This is a genomic window from Micromonospora sp. SH-82, from assembly GCF_051132485.1.
GTDB lineage: Bacteria > Actinomycetota > Actinomycetes > Mycobacteriales > Micromonosporaceae > Micromonospora.
Genome location: NZ_CP148049.1, coordinates 4,268,334 through 4,285,982, shown reverse-complemented (window position 1 = coordinate 4,285,982; position 17,649 = coordinate 4,268,334). Strand labels below are relative to the sequence as shown.

Below are 17,649 nucleotides of genomic sequence, written 5' to 3'. Positions count from 1 at the left end.
ATGTGGATCGTGCTCGCGGTGGTGTTGTTCGCGCTGGTCGTGTTGGCCCTGGTCGCCCGTCCGGTGCTGGTCCGGTTGAACGGGTTGCGCCATGCGGCGACGATCCTGCAGGCACGGGCGGCCGAGGCGGAGACGCTGCGTGCGTCGGCCGAGGCGCTCCAACAGCGGGCCGAGGCACTCCAGGACAAGGTCGTCACCGCCCAGCGCCGGATCGCCGTGATCAACGCCAAGCGGGGTGGCTGACCGTCGGCACCCCCTCGGGTGGGGTCGGCACCGGCTCCCACCGGGCGGTGCAGGTGGTTGACGGGAGATCCCACCGTGGTCGAGACTTCACCGGCCGGGACGAACCACCCCGCCCGGCGGATGGCACGGCCCCGTTTCGCACGTACGATGGTCGCCGAGCCACCCTGGTGGAGACACAGAGCGACTGGAGCTTCCGATGCACGCCCTGAAGCCGTGGCACATCGCCGTTCTCGTGGTTGTGCTGATCCTTCTCTTCGGCGCGAAGCGGCTGCCCGACGCGGCCCGGTCGCTCGGCCGGTCGCTGCGGATCATCAAGGCCGAGACGAAGAGCCTGCGTGACGACGACAACCTGGCCGACAAGGCCGACGCGCAGGCCGGTTACCAGCCGTTGCAGCAGCAGCCGCCCGCGCAGGGCCAGCCGTTCCACCCGCAGAATCCGCAGCAGCAACAGCAGCAGTACGCCGCCCCCCAGCAGCAGCCGTACGCGCCCCCGGTCGTCGACCCGGTGCAGCGCACCCGCGACAACTGACCGAAGGGCCTCACCCCCGTGGCCTTCGCCCTGAAGAAGCGCGGCCCGAGCACCTTCGAGCGGGCCTCCGACGGCTCGATGACCCTCATCGAGCACATCCGTGAGCTGCGCACCCGCCTGTTCCGTGCCTCCCTGGCGGTGGCGGTCGGGCTGATCGCCGGGTTCGTCGTCGCCCAGGACGTGTTCGACCTGCTGGCCCAGCCGTACTGCCGACTCCCCGGGATGACGGTCGACGGGGAGTGTCAGAACTTCCTGATGCTCTCCCCGGCGGACGGGTTCGTCCTCAAGCTCAAGATCGCCCTCTGGGTCGGGTTGATCCTCGGCGGGCCGGTCTGGCTCTACCAGCTGTGGGCGTTCATCGCCCCGGGTCTGCACCGGCACGAACGCAAGTGGGCGTACGTCTTCGTGGCCATCGCGGCCCCGCTGTTCGCCGCCGGGTCGCTCCTGGCGTACTTCGTGGTCGACAAGGGGTTGGCGTTCCTGTTGGAGGCCGGTGTCACAGGCACCGACTCCCAGCTCGAGGTGACCCGTTACATCTCCTTCGTCACCAACATGATCCTGCTGTTCGGGGTGGCCTTCGAGTTCCCCCTCACCCTGTTGATGTTGAACTTCACCGGGGTGGTGAGCGCCCGCCGGCTGCTCAGCTGGTGGCGGGTCGTGGTGTTCATCTGCTTCGCCTTCGCGGCGGTGGCCACCCCCGACCCCGGGCCGTTCGGCATGATCCTGTTGGCGTTGTGCCTGTGCCTGCTCTATTTCATCGCGGTGGGTGTGGCGTTCCTCAACGACCGGCGCAAGGGGCGCGGCAAGGAGATGTACGCCGGTGTCGACGACGACGCGGCCTCCCCGCTGGACGTCGACCGGGAGCCGGTCGCCGCGGGTCAGCGCGTCGAGGCATCCGCCCCGGTCGCCGCGCCCGAGTCGATCGCCCGACCGGATCCGGTCACCCCACCGACGTCGATCGAGCGTCGGTACGACGACGTGACCTGACCGCCCGCGTACCGCCACGACCCGCCCGCGAGCACCGGGGCGGGTCGTAGCGGTTTTCGGCAGGCCCGTGATGATCGCCCCCGGTCGGGGTAGGAGGTGAGCCACGGACCCGACGAAAGGTGTGTCATGGAGCTTGCTTTCCTCCGTCCCCTGTTCGCCGAGCCGGGCCCCTGGGCCTCGGTTTACCTCGACGCGAGCCGCACCGGCGAGAACGCCGGTCACGAGGTCGACCTGCGCTGGCGGGCCCTACGTGAGCAGTTGACCGCCGAGGGGGCCGACCAGGCCACCCTGGACGCGCTCGACACCACGCTGCGGCAACCTCCCTTCCTGGCGGGGCGGCACGGACTGGCGATGTTCGCCCGCGACGGTGAGGTGGTGCTCGTCGAGCCGTTGGCCGCGCCGCCCCCGGTCGACGTGGCCGCGTACGGGCCGCTGCCCCACGCCATGCCGCTGGTCGCCCAGCGGGGCCGGCAGGTGCCCTACGTCCAGGTGCTCGCCGACCGGACCGGAGCCGACCTGTCCGGGCAGTGCGTCGGCGGGACCCCCCGGGAGCAGACCGTCGACGGCGGTGAACAGTGGCCGCTGCGCAAGGTCAACGCGGGTGGCTGGTCGCACAGCCGTTTCCAGCAGGCCGCGCAGGAGTCGTGGCGGCGTAACGCCGGTGACGTCGCCGCCGCGGCGGCCGACCTGGCCGAGACGGTCGACGCCGAGGCGATCGTGGTGGGTGGTGACGTCCGGGCGGCCCAGCAGGTGGTCGAGCAGCTACCGGTCCGCTGGCAGGAGCGGACCGTCCGGACCGACCTGGGTTCCCGGGGGCCGGGGGCGGACCCGGCGGGGCTCGACGAGGTGACCGACACCGCCGTCACCGAGGTCGCCGAACGCCACACCCGGGCCGTGGTCGACCGGTTCCGGGCGCAGCGCGCCGACGACGGGGCCAGCGCCGGCCTGTCGGCGGTGGTGGACGTGTTGCGCCGGGGGCAGGCCGACACGGTGCTGATGGCCGACGTTCCCGACTCGACCGAGCGGCTCTGGGTGTCCCCGGACGACCCGATGGCCCTGGCGGTGGAGGCGGCCGAGTTGCGCGCCGCCGGTGTCCAGGACCCGGTCGAGGTACGCGCGGACGCGGCGCTGTTGCGGGCGGTGGTCGGCACCGGAACCCAACTGGTCCTGGTCGACCGGGAGCAGGTCCCGCTGCGTGACGACATCGGCGCGGTGTTGCGTTACGCCGACGCGAGTACCCCCACCGCCTGATCACCGGCCCCCCGTGGACGGTCGGTCGGCGGTACGGTGCTGGCCGTGACCGACGCCGACCGACTGTCCCGCGCCGACGCCCCGGTGGCCGTCCTGCTCAACCCGTCGGCCGGCCGGGGCCGGCACCGTGACCTGCTACCCGACGTGGTGTGTCGGTTGGGTGCCGTGGACCGTCCGGTGCGGGTGCTCACCGCCCGCACCGTCGAGGCGGCCGAGGCCGAATGCCGGGCCGCCGTCACGGCCGGGGTCGGTGCCGTGGTGGCCGTCGGCGGGGACGGCACCGTGCACCGCGCGGTGCAGGCGGTCGCCGGTGCCGGGGTGCCCTTCGGGGTGGTGCCGGCGGGCACCGGCAACGACTTCGCGGCCGACCTCGCGGTGCCGGCCGATCCCCGGGCGGCGGCGGACGCCGTCGTCGCGGCGTTGCGCTCCGGGCGGACCCGGCCGGTGGACCTGGCCCGGATGACGGGCCCCGACGGTGCGGGACGGTGGTTCGGGACGGTCCTCGCCGCCGGGTTCGACGCGATCGTCAGCGAACGGGCCAACCGGATGCGCTTCCCCAGGGGACCCCGCCGGTACGACCTGGCGATCCTCGCGGAGCTGGCCCGACTCCGGCCCCGCCGCTACACCCTGCGCCTGGACGGCGTCGAACATCGGGTGGAGGCGGTGCTGGTGGCGGTGGGCAACGGCACCTCCTACGGCGGCGGCATGCGGATCTGCCCCTACGCCGACCTGACCGACGGGCTGCTCGACGTCGTCGTCGGCGGCCGGTTCGACAGGAGGACCCTGCTGCGGGTCAAGCCGCGCCTGTACCGGGGCACCCATGTGGAGCATCCGCTGGTGCACACCTACCGGGCCCGGACGGTGGAACTGGTCGCCGAGGGGATCACCACCTACGTCGACGGGGAACGCGCCCTCGACCTGCCCGTCACGGTGACCGCCGTACCGGGTGCCCTGCGCCTGCTGTCCTGAGCGGGCGGCGCGGACACTACGGTGACGCGGGCGGGTCGGCGGGGTCGGTGAGCCGGTCGAGCCACTCGGTGAGCAGGCCGGCCTCGGCCGAGGTGAAGCGCTGCGGGGTGAGACCGGGCAGCGCGGCACGCAGGGCGACGGCGTGCCGGGCCGGGTCGGCCGTTCGGGTGGCCAGCGCGCGGGCGGCGACGGAGTCGGTGACCAGGGTGGCGAGCAGCGCCTCCCGGGTACGGGTGGACAGCCCGAGGTCCCTGTCGACCGGCGGGGTGCGGATCAGTGCCAGGGTGGTCCCGCAGGCGGCGGCGTGCAGGACGGCTGTCGCCTCGGTCACGGCGGTGCGCAGCCGTCCCGCCTCGGCGACCCGCTGCACCAGCTGGTGCAGGATGTCGGCGGCCACCCGGGCGGCGGTGGGGGTTCGCCCGGGGTCGGGGTCGCCGTACATCAGGGCGTGGCAGGCCGGCTCGGCCACCCCGAATCCGACCTGGACGTCCCACCCCCGGCGGAGGTCGTCCACCGGGTCTCCGGCGGGGCCGTCGGCGGCCTCGGCGTGCAGGTACTCGGCGAACCGGTAGCTGGCCGCCGCGTCGAGCAGGCCCCGCATGTCGCCGAAGTGCCGGTAGATGGTCGGGGCCTGCGCACCGGCTGCCCGACCCACCGCCCGGGTGGTGACCGCCGCCCGTCCACCCTCGACGAGCAGGGCTGCTGCGGCCCGGACGATCCGGTCCCGTGACGGAGCGGCGCTGATCATGACAACGACGATAACGCGATCATGAAAGCAGTGCTAGCCAACACTGCTCACAGGGGGACACTAGCGCCGCTAACCCCTCGCCGTCGGCGGGCGAACGGCCAGGTCGAGCACCGCGCCGAGCCCGCTGCGTCGGCCCGGCCCGGCGGCCGGCAGCACCAGCACCGCACACCCGGCCGCCACCGCCCCCGCGTCGGCCGGGGTGTCCCCGACCATCACCGTCTCCTCCGGGTCCACCCCGAGCATCCCGCAGGCCCGCAGGAAGATCCCCGGGTCGGGCTTGCAGCGCCCCACCTCGTAGGAGAGCGCGTACGCGTCGACGAGGCCGTCGAGGTCCCACGCGGCGAACAGGGGACGGACGTCGAACCCGATGTTGCTGACCACCCCGACCCGCACCCCGGCCTCCCGCAACGCGGCCAGGACCGGCCGGGTATCCGGATACGGCACCCACCCGTCGGGGCGCAGGACCCGGTCGTAGAGCGCCTCGGCGAACCCCTCGATCCCGGCGTCGACGGTCTCGGCCAACCCGGTGTACGCCGCCCGGTGCGCGTGCTCGTAGAGGTCCCGGTCGGCCCAGAGCTCGGCCAGCCGGGGCGGCACCCGGGCGGGCAGGGGACCGCCCGCACGCCCGGCCGTCACCAACCGATCGGCCAGCGAGGTGGCCTTGATCCGGTCCAGGGTCGCCCCGCACTCCCGTGCGGCGGCCAGCACCCACTCGTGCGGCTCCTCCACCTGGGCGAGGGTGCCGTGGAAGTCGAACAGCACCGCCGCGACGGGGCGGCGGTACGGCTCGGCGGTGCGGGACGAGGGTGGTTCGGCATGATCCGACACGCCGTGCACCCTACCGACCCCCTTCGTGGGGTCCACCGGACGGCCTTGAGGGGCCGCCGGAGACGGGACGCACTAATCTTGGTGCCATGTCGAGCCCCGCCGAGCGGTACGCCGCCGCGCGCCGTCGCGCCGCGCAGGCCAACGAGTTTCCGGCGTTGCACGAGTTCGCCCTGGGGGTGGGGTTCGACCTCGACGACTTCCAGCGGGAGGCCTGCCAGGCCCTGGAACGGGGCAGCGGGGTGCTGGTCTGCGCGCCCACCGGGGCGGGCAAGACCGTGGTCGGTGAGTTCGCCGTCCACCTGGCGCTGTCGGAGCCTGCGCCGTCGGGGTCTGCGCCGTCGGAGGCGACCGCCGGACCTCGACGCAAGTGCTTCTACACCACCCCGATCAAGGCGTTGTCCAACCAGAAGTACCACGACCTGGTGGACCGCTACGGCGCCGACCAGGTCGGCCTCCTCACCGGGGACAACGCCGTCAACGGCGACGCTCCGGTGGTGGTGATGACCACCGAGGTGCTGCGCAACATGCTGTACGCGGCGTCGAGCACCCTGGACGGCCTGGCGTACGTGGTGATGGACGAGGTGCACTACCTCGCCGACCGGTTCCGCGGCGGGGTCTGGGAAGAGGTGATCATCCACCTGCCCGAATCGGTCACCCTGGTCTCCCTGTCGGCCACCGTCTCCAACGCCGAGGAGTTCGCCGACTGGCTGGTCACCGTCCGCGGTGAGACCGCCGTGGTGGTCAGCGAGCACCGCCCGGTGCCCCTGTGGCAGCACATGCTCGTCGGCAAGCGGATGTTCGACCTGTTCCACGACGCCGACGCCGCCCGCAAACACGACGTCCACCCCGAACTGCTCCGCTACACCCGCGACACGCTGCGTCGACTGGAGGTCGCCGACGGGCGGGGGGCCGGCTGGGGTCGCCGCGGCCCCCGCTGGAAGGGCCCGCTGCGCCCGGACATCGTCGACCGCCTCGACCGGGAGGGGCTGCTCCCGGCGATCCTGTTCATCTTCAGCCGGGCCGGGTGCGACGCGGCCGTGCAGCAGTGCCTCGCCGCCGGGCTGCGCCTGACCTCCCCGGAGGAGCGCACCGAGATCCGCCAGGTCGTCGAGTCCCGGATCACCGCCATCCCCGGCGAGGACCTGACGGTGCTCGGCTACTGGCAGTGGCTCGACGGCCTGGAGCGCGGCCTGGCCGCCCACCACGCCGGCATGCTGCCCGCCTTCAAGGAGATCGTCGAGGAACTCTTCGTCAGAGGCCTCGTCAAGGCGGTCTTCGCCACCGAGACCCTGGCCCTGGGCATCAACATGCCGGCCCGGTGCGTCGTGCTCGAACGGCTGGTCAAGTACAACGGGGAGGCCCACGTCGACCTGACCCCGGGGGAGTACACGCAGCTCACCGGGCGGGCCGGGCGGCGCGGCATCGACGTCGAGGGACACGCCGTGGTGGTGTGGTCCCCCGAGACCGACCCCCGGCACGTGGCCGGCCTCGCCTCCACCCGGACCTATCCACTGCGCTCCAGCTTCCGACCGTCGTACAACATGGCGGTGAACCTGGTCGGCAGCGTCGGGGCGCAGCCCGCCCGGGCGCTGCTGGAGTCGTCGTTCGCCCAGTTCCAGGCCGACCGGTCGGTGGTCGGCCTGGCCCGGCAGGTGCAGCGCAACACCGAGACCGTCGAGGCGTACGGCGTCGAGGCCGAGTGCCACCACGGGAACTTCGACGAGTACTTCGCCCTCCGCATGGCCATCGGCGACCGGGAGCGGGCCCTGGCCCGGGAGGGACAGCACCAGCGCCGGGCCCAGGCGGTCACCGCACTGGAACGGCTGCGCGTCGGTGACGTGATCCGGGTGCCCTCGGGACGCCGCGCCGGCCTGGCCGTGGTCCTCGACCCGGCCACCGGGGGCTTCGGTGAGCCGCGACCGCTGGTGCTCACCCAGGACCGGTGGGCCGGACGGGTCACCCCCGCCGACTTCACCACCCCCGCGGAGGTCCTCGCCCGGATCCGGGTCCCCAAGCACTTCAACCACCGCCTCCCGGCCGCCCGACGCGACCTCGCCGCGCAGATCAGCGCCACCGGCCTGGACCGGCGGGGCAGCCGCCGCAGCCGGGGCCGGGGCAACGGCGAGGACCACCGGCTCACCCAGCTCCGCAGCGAGCTGCGCCGACACCCCTGCCACGCCTGCCCGGACCGGGAGGAGCACGCCCGCTGGGCGGAACGCCGCCGTCGCCTCGAACGCGACACCGACGAACTGCGCCAGCGCGTCGCCGGGCGGACCGGTTCGCTGGCCCGTACCTTCGACCTGATCGTCGCCCTGCTGACCGGGCGGGGATACCTCACCGCCGACGGGACGGTCACCGACGCGGGGCGGATGCTCGGCCGGATCTGGAGCGAGGCGGACCTGCTGGTCGCCGAGTGCCTCCGGTCCGGGGTGTGGGACGGACTGTCCCCTGCGGAGCTGGCCTCGGCCGTCTCGGTGGTGGTCTTCGAGGCCCGCCGCGACACCGACGAGCGGGCGTCGCTGCCACGCGGTGGCGTCGCCGACGCGGTGGACGAGACGCTCAAACTGTGGAGCGGCATCGAGGCCGACGAGGCGGGACGGGGCCTGGCCGTGACCCGCGAACCCGACCTGGGGTTCGCCTGGCCGATCTACCGGTGGGCCCGAGGCGAGACGCTGGCGAAGGTACTCGCCAGCGGCCACCAGGTCGACGGCGAGATGCCCGCCGGGGACTTCGTCCGCTGGGCCCGGCAGGTCGTCGACCTCCTCGGTCAGATTTCCGACTCCGGCGGCGCCTCGACGCAGCTGCGGGCCACCGCCCGCCAGGCGATCGCGGCCGTCAACCGGGGAGTCCTGGCCTACCACGCCGCGACCTGAGGCACCGGCACCGACATTTCGCCCCAGCGCTTTTCCGGCACATCCCCATAAGTGATCCCTTGACCACCCCGTCATCACCCGAACCGACGCATCGTTGCGTCACCACGACAGCACCCCGCGAATAACCGAGGGGGTGCTGTTGTGCCTGGTCGGGGCGGCGGCGATCATATGTGCGGCGCGGCTGGGAATTACGTGCCGTCATTGTGGGGAAAGGGCCGTCGTGGCGGAGATCAGTCATTTCGAATACGGGTGGATCACACCGACGCTCAGCTACGCGCTGTCGGTGCTGGGGTCGGTGCTGGGGCTCGTCTGTGCGGGACGCATCCGCACCGCCCGTAACAGCCGGGAACGCCTCTGGTGGGGTCTGCTGAGCGCGTGGGCACTGGGCGGCACCGCCATCTGGTCCATGCACTTCATGGCGATGCTCGGGTTCGCCGTACCCGGCACCCGGATCCGGTACGACATCCCGATCACCCTGGCGAGCACCGTGATCGCCGTCGTCGCCGTCGGGATCGGCCTGCTGATCGTCGGCTCCGGCCGCCTGAGCGTGCCGAAGGTCCTCGTCGGCGGGGTCTTCGCCGGTTCCGGGGTGGCAGCGATGCACTACACCGGCATGGCCGCCATGCGGCTCAACGGCACGTTCGGCTACGACACCACACGGGTGATCCTCTCGGTGGTGATCGCGGTGGTGGCCGCCACGGCGGCGCTCTGGCTCGCGATGACCGTCCGGCGCCCGCTGGCCGTCTTCGGCTCCGCGCTGGTGATGGGAGTGGCGGTCAACGGAATGCACTTCACCGGGATGAGCGCCCTGTCGGTGCACCTGCACCCGCGCACCGGCGAAGTCAGCGGCACCACGGTCAGCACCCTGCTCGCCCCGATCGTCCTCGCCGTCATCTTCGTGGTGATCGGCCTGGTGTACGCGCTGATCGCCGCACCCACCGACGAGGACCGGGCCGCCGCGGCGTACCTGGACGCCCGCTCGGCCCAGGCCCGGGAGGCAGCCGCCCAACCGCCACAGCCCGCACCGGACCCGGTCGGGCTCCGCCACCGGTCCAGCCTGGCCCGGCCGGGCGCCCAGTTCCCGTCCCGCCGCAACCCGCCCCCGCCGCAGAGCTGACCCCGGTGTGACCCCGGCACCGGGCACCGGGTCACCGGGCGGCGTCGGTGATCGCGTCCACCAGCCGGCGACACGACCCGGCCAGATTCCACACCTGCGCCAGCTCCATCAGCCGATCCGGGTCGGCAGGCTCCGCCGGCAGCGTGGTGGCCAGCTCCGGCAGCGGCACGTCCCGGGCCACCCGGACCACCGTCGGCGCCACGGCCAGGTAGCCCCGGGCGGCGACGAGCTTGGCGCGCAGCCCCGGAGCGAACCCGGACCCGGGTTCGTCGAGCGCGGCGAGGATCCCGTCCAGGTCGCCGTACCTGTCGAGCAGTCGGGCCGCGGTCTTCTCGCCGACCCCGGTCACCCCGGGCAGGCCGTCGCTGGGATCCCCGCGCAGTGCCGCGAAGTCCGCGTACGCCGCCGCGGGCACCCCGTACCGGGCACGGACCGCCGCGTCGTCGCAGTCGTCGAGCTTGGCCACCCCACGACCCACGTAGAGCAGCCGTACCCGCCGGGCGTCGTCGACGAGCTGGAACAGGTCCCGGTCCCCGGAGACCACCTCCACCGGCGACGGTTGCGTGGTGGCCAGGGTGCCCAGCACGTCGTCGGCCTCGTAGCCGTCCGCCCCGACGGCGCAGATCCCCAACGCGGCCAGCACCTCCGTCACCATCGGCACCTGGGGGGCCAGCGTGTCCGGGACGACCTCACCGCCGGAGTCGGCGACCCGGTGCGCCTTGTACGAGGGCAGCAGGTCCACCCGCCACCGGGGCCGCCAGTCGTAGTCGAACGCGCAGACCATCCGGTCGGGTCGGCGGGTACGGACGAGATGGGCGAGCATGTCGAGGAACCCGCGTACCGCGTTGACCGGCTGGCCGTCGGCGGTGCGGGCCGCCGACTCGGGGATCCCGAAGTAGGCACGGAAGTACAGGCTCGGCGCGTCGACGAGCAACAGGGGTCGGTCTGCCACACCGTCAGCCTCGCACAGCCCGCCGACACCGCCGGACACGGCGCACCGCTCGTCCGACCGCGTACCGGGGGGTGGGCCGGCACCCGAACGGCCGTTAAGCTCTGGCGGTGACTGTCGACCGGATCCTGCCCACCGACGAAGCCCACGAACTGCTCGACCTCACCACCGAACTCGCCGACCGGGAACTCGCCCCCCGGGCCGCGCAGTACGAGGACCGGGCCGAGTTCCCCCGCGAGGTGCTGCGGACCCTGGGCCGCGCCGGCCTGCTCGGTCTGCCGTACCCGCAGGAGCACGGCGGCGCAGCCCAGCCCTACGAGGTCTACCTCCAGGTGCTGGAGATCCTCGCCGGCCGGTGGCTCGCGGTGGCCGAGGCGGTCAGCGTGCACACCCTCTCCTGCTATCCGCTCGCCCGGTTCGGCACCGACGAACAGCGCAAACTCCTGCCGGACATGCTCGGCGGGGAACTGCTCGGGGCGTACTGCCTCTCCGAGCCGCAGGGCGGGTCCGACGCCGCAGCCCTGACCACCCGGGCCGTCCAGGACGGCGACACCTACACCGTCACCGGCACCAAGGCGTGGATCACCCATGCCCGGGTCGCCGACTTCTACAACGTCTTCTGCCGGACCGGTGGGCCGGGTCCCAAGGGGATCTCCTGCCTGCTGGTCGACCGGGACACCGACGGTCTGTACCCGCAGGCCGCCGAGCGGACCATGGGCCTGCGTTCGTCACCGGTGGCCCAGGTGGTCTTCGACGCCGCCCGGGTCCCCGCCGACCGGCTGATCGGCGGGGCGGGGACCGGTTTCACCATTGCGATGTCCGCCCTGGACGCCGGGCGGCTCGGCATCGCCGCCTGCGCCGTCGGCCTCGCCCAGGCGGCCCTCGACTACGCGGTCGGCTACGCCAGGCAGCGACAGCAGTTCGGGAAGGCGATCATCGACTTCCAGGGGCTGGGGTTCACCCTCGCCGACCACGCCACCCAGATCTCCGCCGCCCGGGCCCTGCTGTTGTCAGCCGCCCGGCTGCGTGACGCCGGTCGCCCGTACTCGATCGAGGCGGCCAAGGCGAAGCTCTTCGCCACCGACGTGGCGATGCGGGTGACCACCGACGCGGTCCAGGTGCTCGGCGGCGCCGGGTACGTCGTCGACCACCCCGTCGAGCGGTACATGAGGGAGGCGAAGGTGCTCCAGATCGTGGAGGGGACGAATCAGATTCAGCGCCTGGTCATCGCCCGTTCCCTGGCCCGGGACTGACCGCACCCCGCAGCGGCCGACGGTGCCCCCGGTCACCCACCGGCGCCGTCGGTGCCCCGGGCCGTCGCGTGGGAGCGCTTTTGCGGGTAGGTTGCACGCCGTGGAGGAGATCGACCGCGCCATCGTCACCGCGCTGACCGCCGACGGCCGCCTGTCCTACACCGACCTGGCCGAACGGGTGGGGCTGTCGGTGTCCGCGGTGCACCAGCGGGTCCGTCGGCTGGAGCAGCGTGGGGTGATCAAGGGGTACGCCGCCCGGGTCTCGTTCGAGGCCATGGACCTGCCGCTGACAGCGTTCGTGGCGATCCGGCCCTTCGACCCCTCCCAGCCCGACGACGCCCCGGAACGGCTGGCCCACCTGCCGGAGATCGACTCGTGCTACTCGGTGGCCGGGGACGACTTCTACCTGCTGTTGGTCCGGGTGGCAAGCCCCGTGGACCTGGAGCGGGTGCTGCAGGAGATCCGTACCAAGGCGAACGTGACCACCCGGACCACTGTGGTGCTCTCCACCCCGTACGAGGGGCGCCCGCCCCGGATCACCGGGGGACCGGTCACCAGGTCGCGGCCCCGCCCGGTGGAGGGTGGTTCCAGCGCAGGATGACCTGCCGGCCGTGTTCGTGGCCGAGGACGCTCACGGTGGCGGTGTCCAGGCGGAGCCGACCGCCGTCGGTGGGTGACAGGCCGATCCACCGGGCGCCGGCCACCCGCAGGCTGTGGGCGTGTGCCACCAGCGCGACGTCGCCGCGGTCCAGGTGACCGGCGGCCCGGGTGAGGACCCGGTCCAGGCGCCCGCCGACCTGTGCGGGTGACTCTCCGCCGGGGCACCCGTCGGTCCAGATGTTCCAGTCGGGGCGTTCGTCGTGGATGTCGGCGGTGGTGCGGCCCTCGTACGCGCCGTAGTTCCACTCGGTGAGGTCCTCGTCGACCTCGTCCACCGTGAGTCCGGCCAGGTCGGCGGTGCACAGCGCCCGTCGGCGGGGGCTGGCCAGCACGGCGGCGAAGGGACGTCCGGTGAGCAGGGTCCGCAGGGCACTCGCCTGCCGTCGGCCCTCCTCGGTCAGGTCCAGGTCGGTGTACGAGGTGTGCCGGCGGGCGGCGCTCCAGGCGGTCTCCCCGTGCCGGATCAACAGGATCTGCCCCATGGGTCCAGGCTAACCAGCCCTCTGAACGGGGAGCGATCCAGCCTCCTAGGATGCGGAACGGGTCGTGCACGTCCGCACCGACGCCCCCCGGGGGAGTGGCCGTCCTCGCATCGCCCCAGGGCGAACGACAGGTTTCCGGTGACCGCCCACCGGGGAACCTGTGGTGCATCGACATCTGATCCCCGATGCGGGTGGACCGTAGGAGGCGACATGAGCTTCACCGACAAGGCGAAGAACAAGGCGGAGGAGCTGACGGGCGCCGCCAAGGAGCGGATCGGCAAGGCGACCGACAACGAGGGCATGCAGGCCGAGGGCGCCGCCCAGCAGAGCGAGGCCCGGGCCAAGCAGGCGGGCGAGCACGTCAAGGACGCCGGCCGCAACGTCCGGGACGCCTTCAAGAGCTGACCCTGAACGCACCAGTGCGGCCCGGAGGATGTCCTCCGGGCCGCACTGCCGTCCCGCTCACCCCCTATCCCCTAGTGTCCTAGGAAGGCGTAGGGGGTGTGACCCTCCGGGTCACCCGGAAAACCTCAAAGCCCTCCGGCTACGCCGAAGGGCTTTGTTCGAGGATCAGCTCAGTCGTCGTGCTGCCGCCACCATCGTCGGCCCGCCTCGGGCAGGGTGTCGATCGGGTCGTAGTAGGCGTACCGCTTCTCCAGGGCGACCAGGTCGTCGGATTCGAGGGAGGTGCGGTAGTTCTTGGTCCAGTAGGAGATCCCACGTTCCCGGTCGTAGTCGGTGAGCATGTGCACCCACCGTTTGCCGACGAAGGGGACGTCGCAGACGATCCTCGGGGTGGCGTACCCGGGCAGGTAGCCCATGATGTCGTGCTGCAGCTGCTGGGCGTACCCGACGGGGACCCGCCAGTGTTCGGCGTGCGGGATCATGTCGCACAGGTAGAAGTAGTACGGCAGGATCCCCGCCTCGCCCTGGAGCGCGAAGCAGAGGTCCAGCAGGTCCTGGCCGGTGGCGTTGACCCCACGGAGCAGGACGCCCTGGTTGCGGACGTCGCGGACGCCGACGTCGAGGGCGGTCTGGGCGGCCCGGGCGACCAGCGGGGTGAGCGACTGGGCGTGGTTGACGTGGGTGTGGATGGCCAGGTTGACCCCGCGTCGAGCCGCCGTCCGGGCGACCCGTTCCAGTCCCTCGACGACGTCGGGCTGGAGCCAGTGCTGGGGAAGACCCATCAGCGCCTTGGTGGCCAGCCGGACGTCCCGGACGGTCTCGATCCCGAGCAGGCGCATCAGGTACGACTCGAGGTTGCGCCAGGGTACGTTCGCCACGTCTCCGCCGGAGACGACCACGTCCCGGACGCCGGGGTGGGCCTTGAGGTAGTCGATGTGGGCGTCGTAGCGGTCGACGGGCTTGAGGGTGAGTTTCAGTTTGTCGACGGCGGGGGTGGAGTTGCCGACGAGGTCCATCCGGGTGCAGTGCCCGCAGTACTGCGGGCAGGTGGAGAGGAGTTCGGCGAGGACCTTTGTGGGGTAGCGGTGGGTCAGCCCTTCGGCCACCCACATGTCGTGCTCGTGCAGGGAGTCGCGGCTGGCGTACGGGTGTGACGGCCAGTCGGTGCGTCGGTCGGAGGCGACCGGGATCATGTAGCGGCGTACGGGGTCGGCGCGGAGGGCGTCGGTGTCGACCGGGGCGAAGGGCACCATCGTGTTGACCATCTGTGGTGTCACCAGCATGGACATGGTGGCCAGGCGGCGTTGGTCGGCGTCGACGTCGGCGTAGAAGGCGTCGTCGACGAGGTCTCCGAGGACGGTGCGGAGCTGTTTGATGTTGCGGACGCAGTTGACCCGTTGCCACTGGGCGGACTCCCACTGCTCGCGGGTGACGTCGCGCCAGCCGGGGAAGCGGGTCCAGTCCGGTTCGATCAGCGGGGTGCGTCGGTATTCGTAGGGTTGGGCTGTGGCGCGGGGGCCGGGGATGGTCTCGGTGGGGTGTGTCCGGGTCACGGCCCCTCCTCGGATCTCGTGGCTGGGCCCGTAGGCTACTGGAAATTATTCGGCGTTGGAATTATTCTGCCGTAAGTTTTCCCGTTGCGCGAGCGCGGGGCGACGGTTCGTCGGCAACAGGGGAGGTAGGCGTGACGTCACCGGTGGGTCTGCACCGCGTCGTGGAGCCGGCGGGGGTGCTGCCTCAGGCGGCCTGGCGGTTGGACCCGGATCCGCGGATCGGGCCGAACGAGGTGCGGCTGCGGGTGGAGCGGTTGACTCTGGACGCGGCGAGTCTGCGTCAGTTGCGGGACAAGCACGGGGGTGACGGGGAGAAGGTCCGCGCCGAGGTACTGGAGATCATCGAGACCCGGGGCAAGATGCAGAACCCGGTGACGGGTTCGGGTGGGATGTTGATCGGCACCGTCGAGGAGGCGGGTCGACGGTCGCCCCTGGGGGTGCGGGTCGGGGACCGGGTGGCCACGTTGGTGTCGTTGACGTTGACGCCGTTGGCGATCACCGACGGGTTGGTCCGGTGGGACGGGCGCAGCGAGCAGGTGCCGTGTGAGGGGTACGCGATCCTGTTCGCCCGGTCGATCGCGGTGGCGTTGCCGACGGATCTGGATCCGGAGTTGTCCCTGGCGGTGTTGGACGTGTGTGGGGCGCCGGCGTTGACGATGCGGGTGGTGGCCGAGCAGGTGCAGCGGCGGAGTCGGGAGGGGGACGGGCGTCCGGTGACGGTGGCGGTGCTCGGTGGGGCCGGTAAGAGCGGGTCGTTGTCGTTGGTGGCGGCGCGGCGGGCGGGTGCCGGTCGTACGGTCGGGGTGGTGCCGGTGTCGGCGGAGCGGGAGGCGTTGGAGCGGGCGGGGTTGGCTGATGCGGTGGTGGTGGCGGACGCGCGGGATCCGGTGGGGGTGTCGACGGCGGTGACGACGGCGTTGGGGGTGCCGGCGGACGTGACTGTGGTGTGTGTGGACGTGTCGGGGTGTGAGCACGGGGCGGTGTTGGGCACGGCCGACGGTGGGACGGTGGTGTTCTTCTCGATGGCGACGAGTTTCGCGTCGGCGGCATTGGGGGCGGAGGGTCTGGCGGCGGACGTGACGATGTTGGTGGGTAACGGGTACGTGCCGGGGCATGCGGAGTCGGCGTTGGAGTTGGTCCGTTCGGAGCCGGGTGTGCGGGACCTCTTCGCGGCTCGTTTGGCGGCACACTGACGTGATGACGAACCCCTCGAACCTTTCGAAGTCGGGCCCGGGTCCTGCGACGTTGTACCGGGGTGCGGTGTTGCACTGTCCGGCGGTGCCGGGTGCGACGGCGTTGTTGGTGCGGGACGGGCGGATCGCCTGGTTGGGGGTGGACGCGGACGCGCCTGCGGCTGATCGGGTGGTGGATGTGGAGGGTGGGCTGGTGACGCCTGCTTTCGTGGATGCGCACGTGCACACGTCGGACACCGGTCTGGCGTTGTCGGGGTTGGATCTGTCGGGGGTGCGGTCGGCGGGGGAGTTGTTGGCGGCGGTGGCGGTGTTCGCCGGGGGGTTGCCGTCGGATGCGGTGGTGTTGGGGCACGGGTGGGACGAGTCGCGGTGGGGGGATCCGGTGTTGCCGGATGCGGACGAGGTGGGGCGGGCGGCGGGTGGCCGTCGGGTGTATCTGTCGCAGGCGTCGATTCATTCGGCGTTGGTGTCGCGGTCGTTGTTGGCGGCGTGTCCGGAGGTGGTGTCGGCGGCGGGGTTCGACGGGTCGGGGTGGGTGCGGCGGGATGCGCATCATGTGGTGCGGGTGGCGGCGCGGGGGTCGGTGTCGCGGGTGCAGCGGGTGGCGGCGCAGCGGGTGGCGTTGCGGCGGGCGGCGTCGTTGGGGATCGCGGCGGTGCACGAGTGTGGTGGTCCGGTGATTTCCGATGAGGAGGATTTCACCGGTGTGTTGGGGTTGTCGGGTGTGGGGTTGCCGGAGGTGTACGGCTATTGGGGTGAGTTGGGTGGTGCGGTGCGGGCGCGGGAGTTGGGTGCGGTGGGTGCGGGTGGTGACTTGTTCGCGGATGGGGCGTTGGGGTCGCGGACGGCGCATGTGTCGGTGGCTTATCGGGATGGTGAGTCGGGTGGGTGTGGGCATGGGTATGTGACGGCGGATGAGGTGCGGGATCACCTGGTGGGTTGTGCGGAGTTGGGGTTGCAGGGTGGTTTCCACGCGATCGGGGATGCGGCGATCTCGACGGTGTTGGAGGGGTTCGCGGGTGCGGCGCGGCGGTTGGGTGTGGAGCGGGTGCGGGCGGCGCGGCATCGGGTGGAGCATGCGGAGGTGATGAGTAAGCGGTTGATCGCGGGGTTCGTGGAGTTCGGGATCGTGGCGTCGATGCAGCCGGCGTTCGATCGGTTGTGGGGTGGGGAGGGTGGGATGTATGCGGCGCGGTTGGGGTCGGAGCGGGCGTTGGCGTCGAATCCGATGGGGGCGATGCACGGGGTGGGGGTGGCGTTGGCGTTCGGGTCGGATTCGCCGGTGACGCCGTTGGATCCGTGGGGTTCGGTGCGGGCGGCGGTGTGGCATCACAGTCCGGGGCAGAGGATGAGTGTGCGGGCGGCGTTCGCGGCGCATTCACGGGGTGGGTGGCGGGCGGTGCGGTTGGACGGTGAGGGGGTGATCGCGTTGGGCGCGCCGGCGACGTTCGCGGTGTGGTCGACGCCGGCGGGGGTGGAGCGGGGGTTGCCGGTGTTGGTGGCGGCGGATCCGGAGTTGCGGGGGGTGGAGGATCCGACGCCGTTGCCGGTGTGTCGGCGCACGGTGTTGCGTGGTGAGGTGATTTTCGAGGAGGGGGCGTCGTGAGCG

General features: G+C 72.1%; 17 protein-coding genes. 12 read left to right on the top strand and 5 right to left on the bottom strand.

The window, feature by feature from the left end:
• The 5 genes from WHN02_RS19115 (at window position 1) to WHN02_RS19095 (ending at window position 3,979) form a co-directional block, all read left to right on the top strand.
• Complete coding sequence (locus WHN02_RS19115) at window positions 1-243, top strand: hypothetical protein (protein WP_434744008.1); 243 nt, start codon at window positions 1-3, stop codon at window positions 241-243.
• 196 nt (window positions 244-439) lie between these two features.
• Window positions 440-772 carry a Sec-independent protein translocase subunit TatA gene (gene tatA, locus WHN02_RS19110; RefSeq protein ID WP_434740078.1) on the top strand — a complete coding sequence of 111 codons (333 nt, stop codon included), beginning with the start codon at window positions 440-442 and terminating at the stop codon, window positions 770-772.
• An 18-nt stretch (window positions 773-790) separates the two neighbouring features.
• The gene (gene tatC / locus WHN02_RS19105; protein ID WP_434740077.1) at window positions 791-1,759 is read left to right on the top strand and encodes a twin-arginine translocase subunit TatC; all 969 of its coding nucleotides are present in this window, start codon (window positions 791-793) and stop codon (window positions 1,757-1,759) included.
• Between the two features lie 126 nt (window positions 1,760-1,885).
• Entirely contained in the window at window positions 1,886-3,010 is a 1,125-nt protein-coding gene (locus WHN02_RS19100) for a Vms1/Ankzf1 family peptidyl-tRNA hydrolase (protein ID WP_434740076.1), read from the top strand.
• Between the two features lie 45 nt (window positions 3,011-3,055).
• Window positions 3,056-3,979 (top strand): diacylglycerol kinase, encoded by a 924-nt coding sequence (locus WHN02_RS19095; protein ID WP_434740075.1) that lies wholly within the window; start codon window positions 3,056-3,058, stop codon window positions 3,977-3,979.
• Between the two features lie 16 nt (window positions 3,980-3,995).
• Here the strand turns inward: WHN02_RS19095 and WHN02_RS19090 are convergent, their stop codons facing one another.
• Both WHN02_RS19090 and WHN02_RS19085 read right to left on the bottom strand, forming a co-directional pair.
• A complete protein-coding gene (locus WHN02_RS19090; protein WP_434740074.1) occupies window positions 3,996-4,727 on the bottom strand; it encodes a TetR/AcrR family transcriptional regulator in 732 nt (243 codons plus the stop codon).
• Window positions 4,728-4,796: 69 nt separating this feature from the next.
• Window positions 4,797-5,564 (bottom strand): HAD family hydrolase, encoded by a 768-nt coding sequence (locus tag WHN02_RS19085; RefSeq protein ID WP_434740073.1) that lies wholly within the window; start codon window positions 5,562-5,564, stop codon window positions 4,797-4,799.
• 77 nt (window positions 5,565-5,641) lie between these two features.
• On the opposite strand from WHN02_RS19085, the gene WHN02_RS19080 reads away from it, so the two are divergent.
• Both WHN02_RS19080 and WHN02_RS19075 read left to right on the top strand, forming a co-directional pair.
• Window positions 5,642-8,428, top strand: coding sequence for a DEAD/DEAH box helicase (locus tag WHN02_RS19080; protein WP_434740072.1), 2,787 nt, complete (start codon window positions 5,642-5,644; stop codon window positions 8,426-8,428).
• Between the two features lie 220 nt (window positions 8,429-8,648).
• Window positions 8,649-9,545: an MHYT domain-containing protein gene (locus tag WHN02_RS19075; protein ID WP_434740071.1), complete on the top strand. Its 897-nt coding sequence runs from the start codon at window positions 8,649-8,651 to the stop codon at window positions 9,543-9,545.
• Between the two features lie 31 nt (window positions 9,546-9,576).
• On the opposite strand, the gene WHN02_RS19070 is transcribed toward WHN02_RS19075, so the two are convergent.
• Window positions 9,577-10,497: a 5'-3' exonuclease gene (locus WHN02_RS19070; protein ID WP_434740070.1), complete on the bottom strand. Its 921-nt coding sequence runs from the start codon at window positions 10,495-10,497 to the stop codon at window positions 9,577-9,579.
• Between the two features lie 107 nt (window positions 10,498-10,604).
• On the opposite strand from WHN02_RS19070, the gene WHN02_RS19065 reads away from it, so the two are divergent.
• Together WHN02_RS19065 and WHN02_RS19060 are read left to right on the top strand one after the other, a co-directional pair.
• The gene (locus WHN02_RS19065) at window positions 10,605-11,747 is read left to right on the top strand and encodes an acyl-CoA dehydrogenase family protein (protein WP_434740069.1); all 1,143 of its coding nucleotides are present in this window, start codon (window positions 10,605-10,607) and stop codon (window positions 11,745-11,747) included.
• A gap of 100 nt (window positions 11,748-11,847) precedes the next feature.
• Window positions 11,848-12,348 carry an Lrp/AsnC family transcriptional regulator gene (locus tag WHN02_RS19060; RefSeq protein ID WP_350896196.1) on the top strand — a complete coding sequence of 167 codons (501 nt, stop codon included), beginning with the start codon at window positions 11,848-11,850 and terminating at the stop codon, window positions 12,346-12,348.
• On the opposite strand, the gene WHN02_RS19055 is transcribed toward WHN02_RS19060, so the two are convergent.
• Window positions 12,299-12,889, bottom strand: coding sequence for a histidine phosphatase family protein (locus WHN02_RS19055; protein WP_434740068.1), 591 nt, complete (start codon window positions 12,887-12,889; stop codon window positions 12,299-12,301). The genes WHN02_RS19060 and WHN02_RS19055 overlap by 50 nt on opposite strands.
• Window positions 12,890-13,099: 210 nt before the next feature.
• On the opposite strand from WHN02_RS19055, the gene WHN02_RS19050 reads away from it, so the two are divergent.
• Window positions 13,100-13,294 carry a CsbD family protein gene (locus tag WHN02_RS19050; RefSeq protein WP_350896199.1) on the top strand — a complete coding sequence of 65 codons (195 nt, stop codon included), beginning with the start codon at window positions 13,100-13,102 and terminating at the stop codon, window positions 13,292-13,294.
• 170 nt (window positions 13,295-13,464) lie between these two features.
• Here WHN02_RS19050 and WHN02_RS19045 read toward each other — a convergent pair whose 3' ends face one another.
• Window positions 13,465-14,847, bottom strand: coding sequence for a KamA family radical SAM protein (locus WHN02_RS19045; RefSeq protein WP_434740067.1), 1,383 nt, complete (start codon window positions 14,845-14,847; stop codon window positions 13,465-13,467).
• Window positions 14,848-14,990: 143 nt separating this feature from the next.
• Between WHN02_RS19045 and WHN02_RS19040 the strand changes: the two genes are divergently transcribed.
• Together WHN02_RS19040 and WHN02_RS19035 are read left to right on the top strand one after the other, a co-directional pair.
• Window positions 14,991-16,040 carry a zinc-binding alcohol dehydrogenase gene (locus tag WHN02_RS19040; protein WP_434744007.1) on the top strand — a complete coding sequence of 350 codons (1,050 nt, stop codon included), beginning with the start codon at window positions 14,991-14,993 and terminating at the stop codon, window positions 16,038-16,040.
• Between the two features lie 4 nt (window positions 16,041-16,044).
• On the top strand, window positions 16,045-17,646 hold the full coding sequence (locus WHN02_RS19035; protein ID WP_434740066.1) for an amidohydrolase: 1,602 nt from the start codon (window positions 16,045-16,047) through the stop codon (window positions 17,644-17,646).
• Window positions 17,647-17,649 lie beyond the last annotated feature (3 nt).

Bases quoted from the DNA above. Each gene is read 5' to 3' on its own strand.
- WHN02_RS19050 (WP_350896199.1), top strand. From the start codon at position 13,100: ATGAGCTTCACCGACAAGGCGAAGAACAAGGCGGAGGAGCTGACGGGC.
- WHN02_RS19115 (WP_434744008.1), top strand. From the start codon at position 1: ATGTGGATCGTGCTCGCGGTGGTGTTGTTCGCGCTGGTCGTGTTGGCC.
- WHN02_RS19035 (WP_434740066.1), top strand. From the start codon at position 16,045: ATGACGAACCCCTCGAACCTTTCGAAGTCGGGCCCGGGTCCTGCGACG.
- tatA (WP_434740078.1), top strand. From the start codon at position 440: ATGCACGCCCTGAAGCCGTGGCACATCGCCGTTCTCGTGGTTGTGCTG.
- WHN02_RS19100 (WP_434740076.1), top strand. From the start codon at position 1,886: ATGGAGCTTGCTTTCCTCCGTCCCCTGTTCGCCGAGCCGGGCCCCTGG.
- WHN02_RS19090 (WP_434740074.1), bottom strand. From the start codon at position 4,727: ATGATCAGCGCCGCTCCGTCACGGGACCGGATCGTCCGGGCCGCAGCA.
- WHN02_RS19055 (WP_434740068.1), bottom strand. From the start codon at position 12,889: ATGGGGCAGATCCTGTTGATCCGGCACGGGGAGACCGCCTGGAGCGCC.
- WHN02_RS19080 (WP_434740072.1), top strand. From the start codon at position 5,642: ATGTCGAGCCCCGCCGAGCGGTACGCCGCCGCGCGCCGTCGCGCCGCG.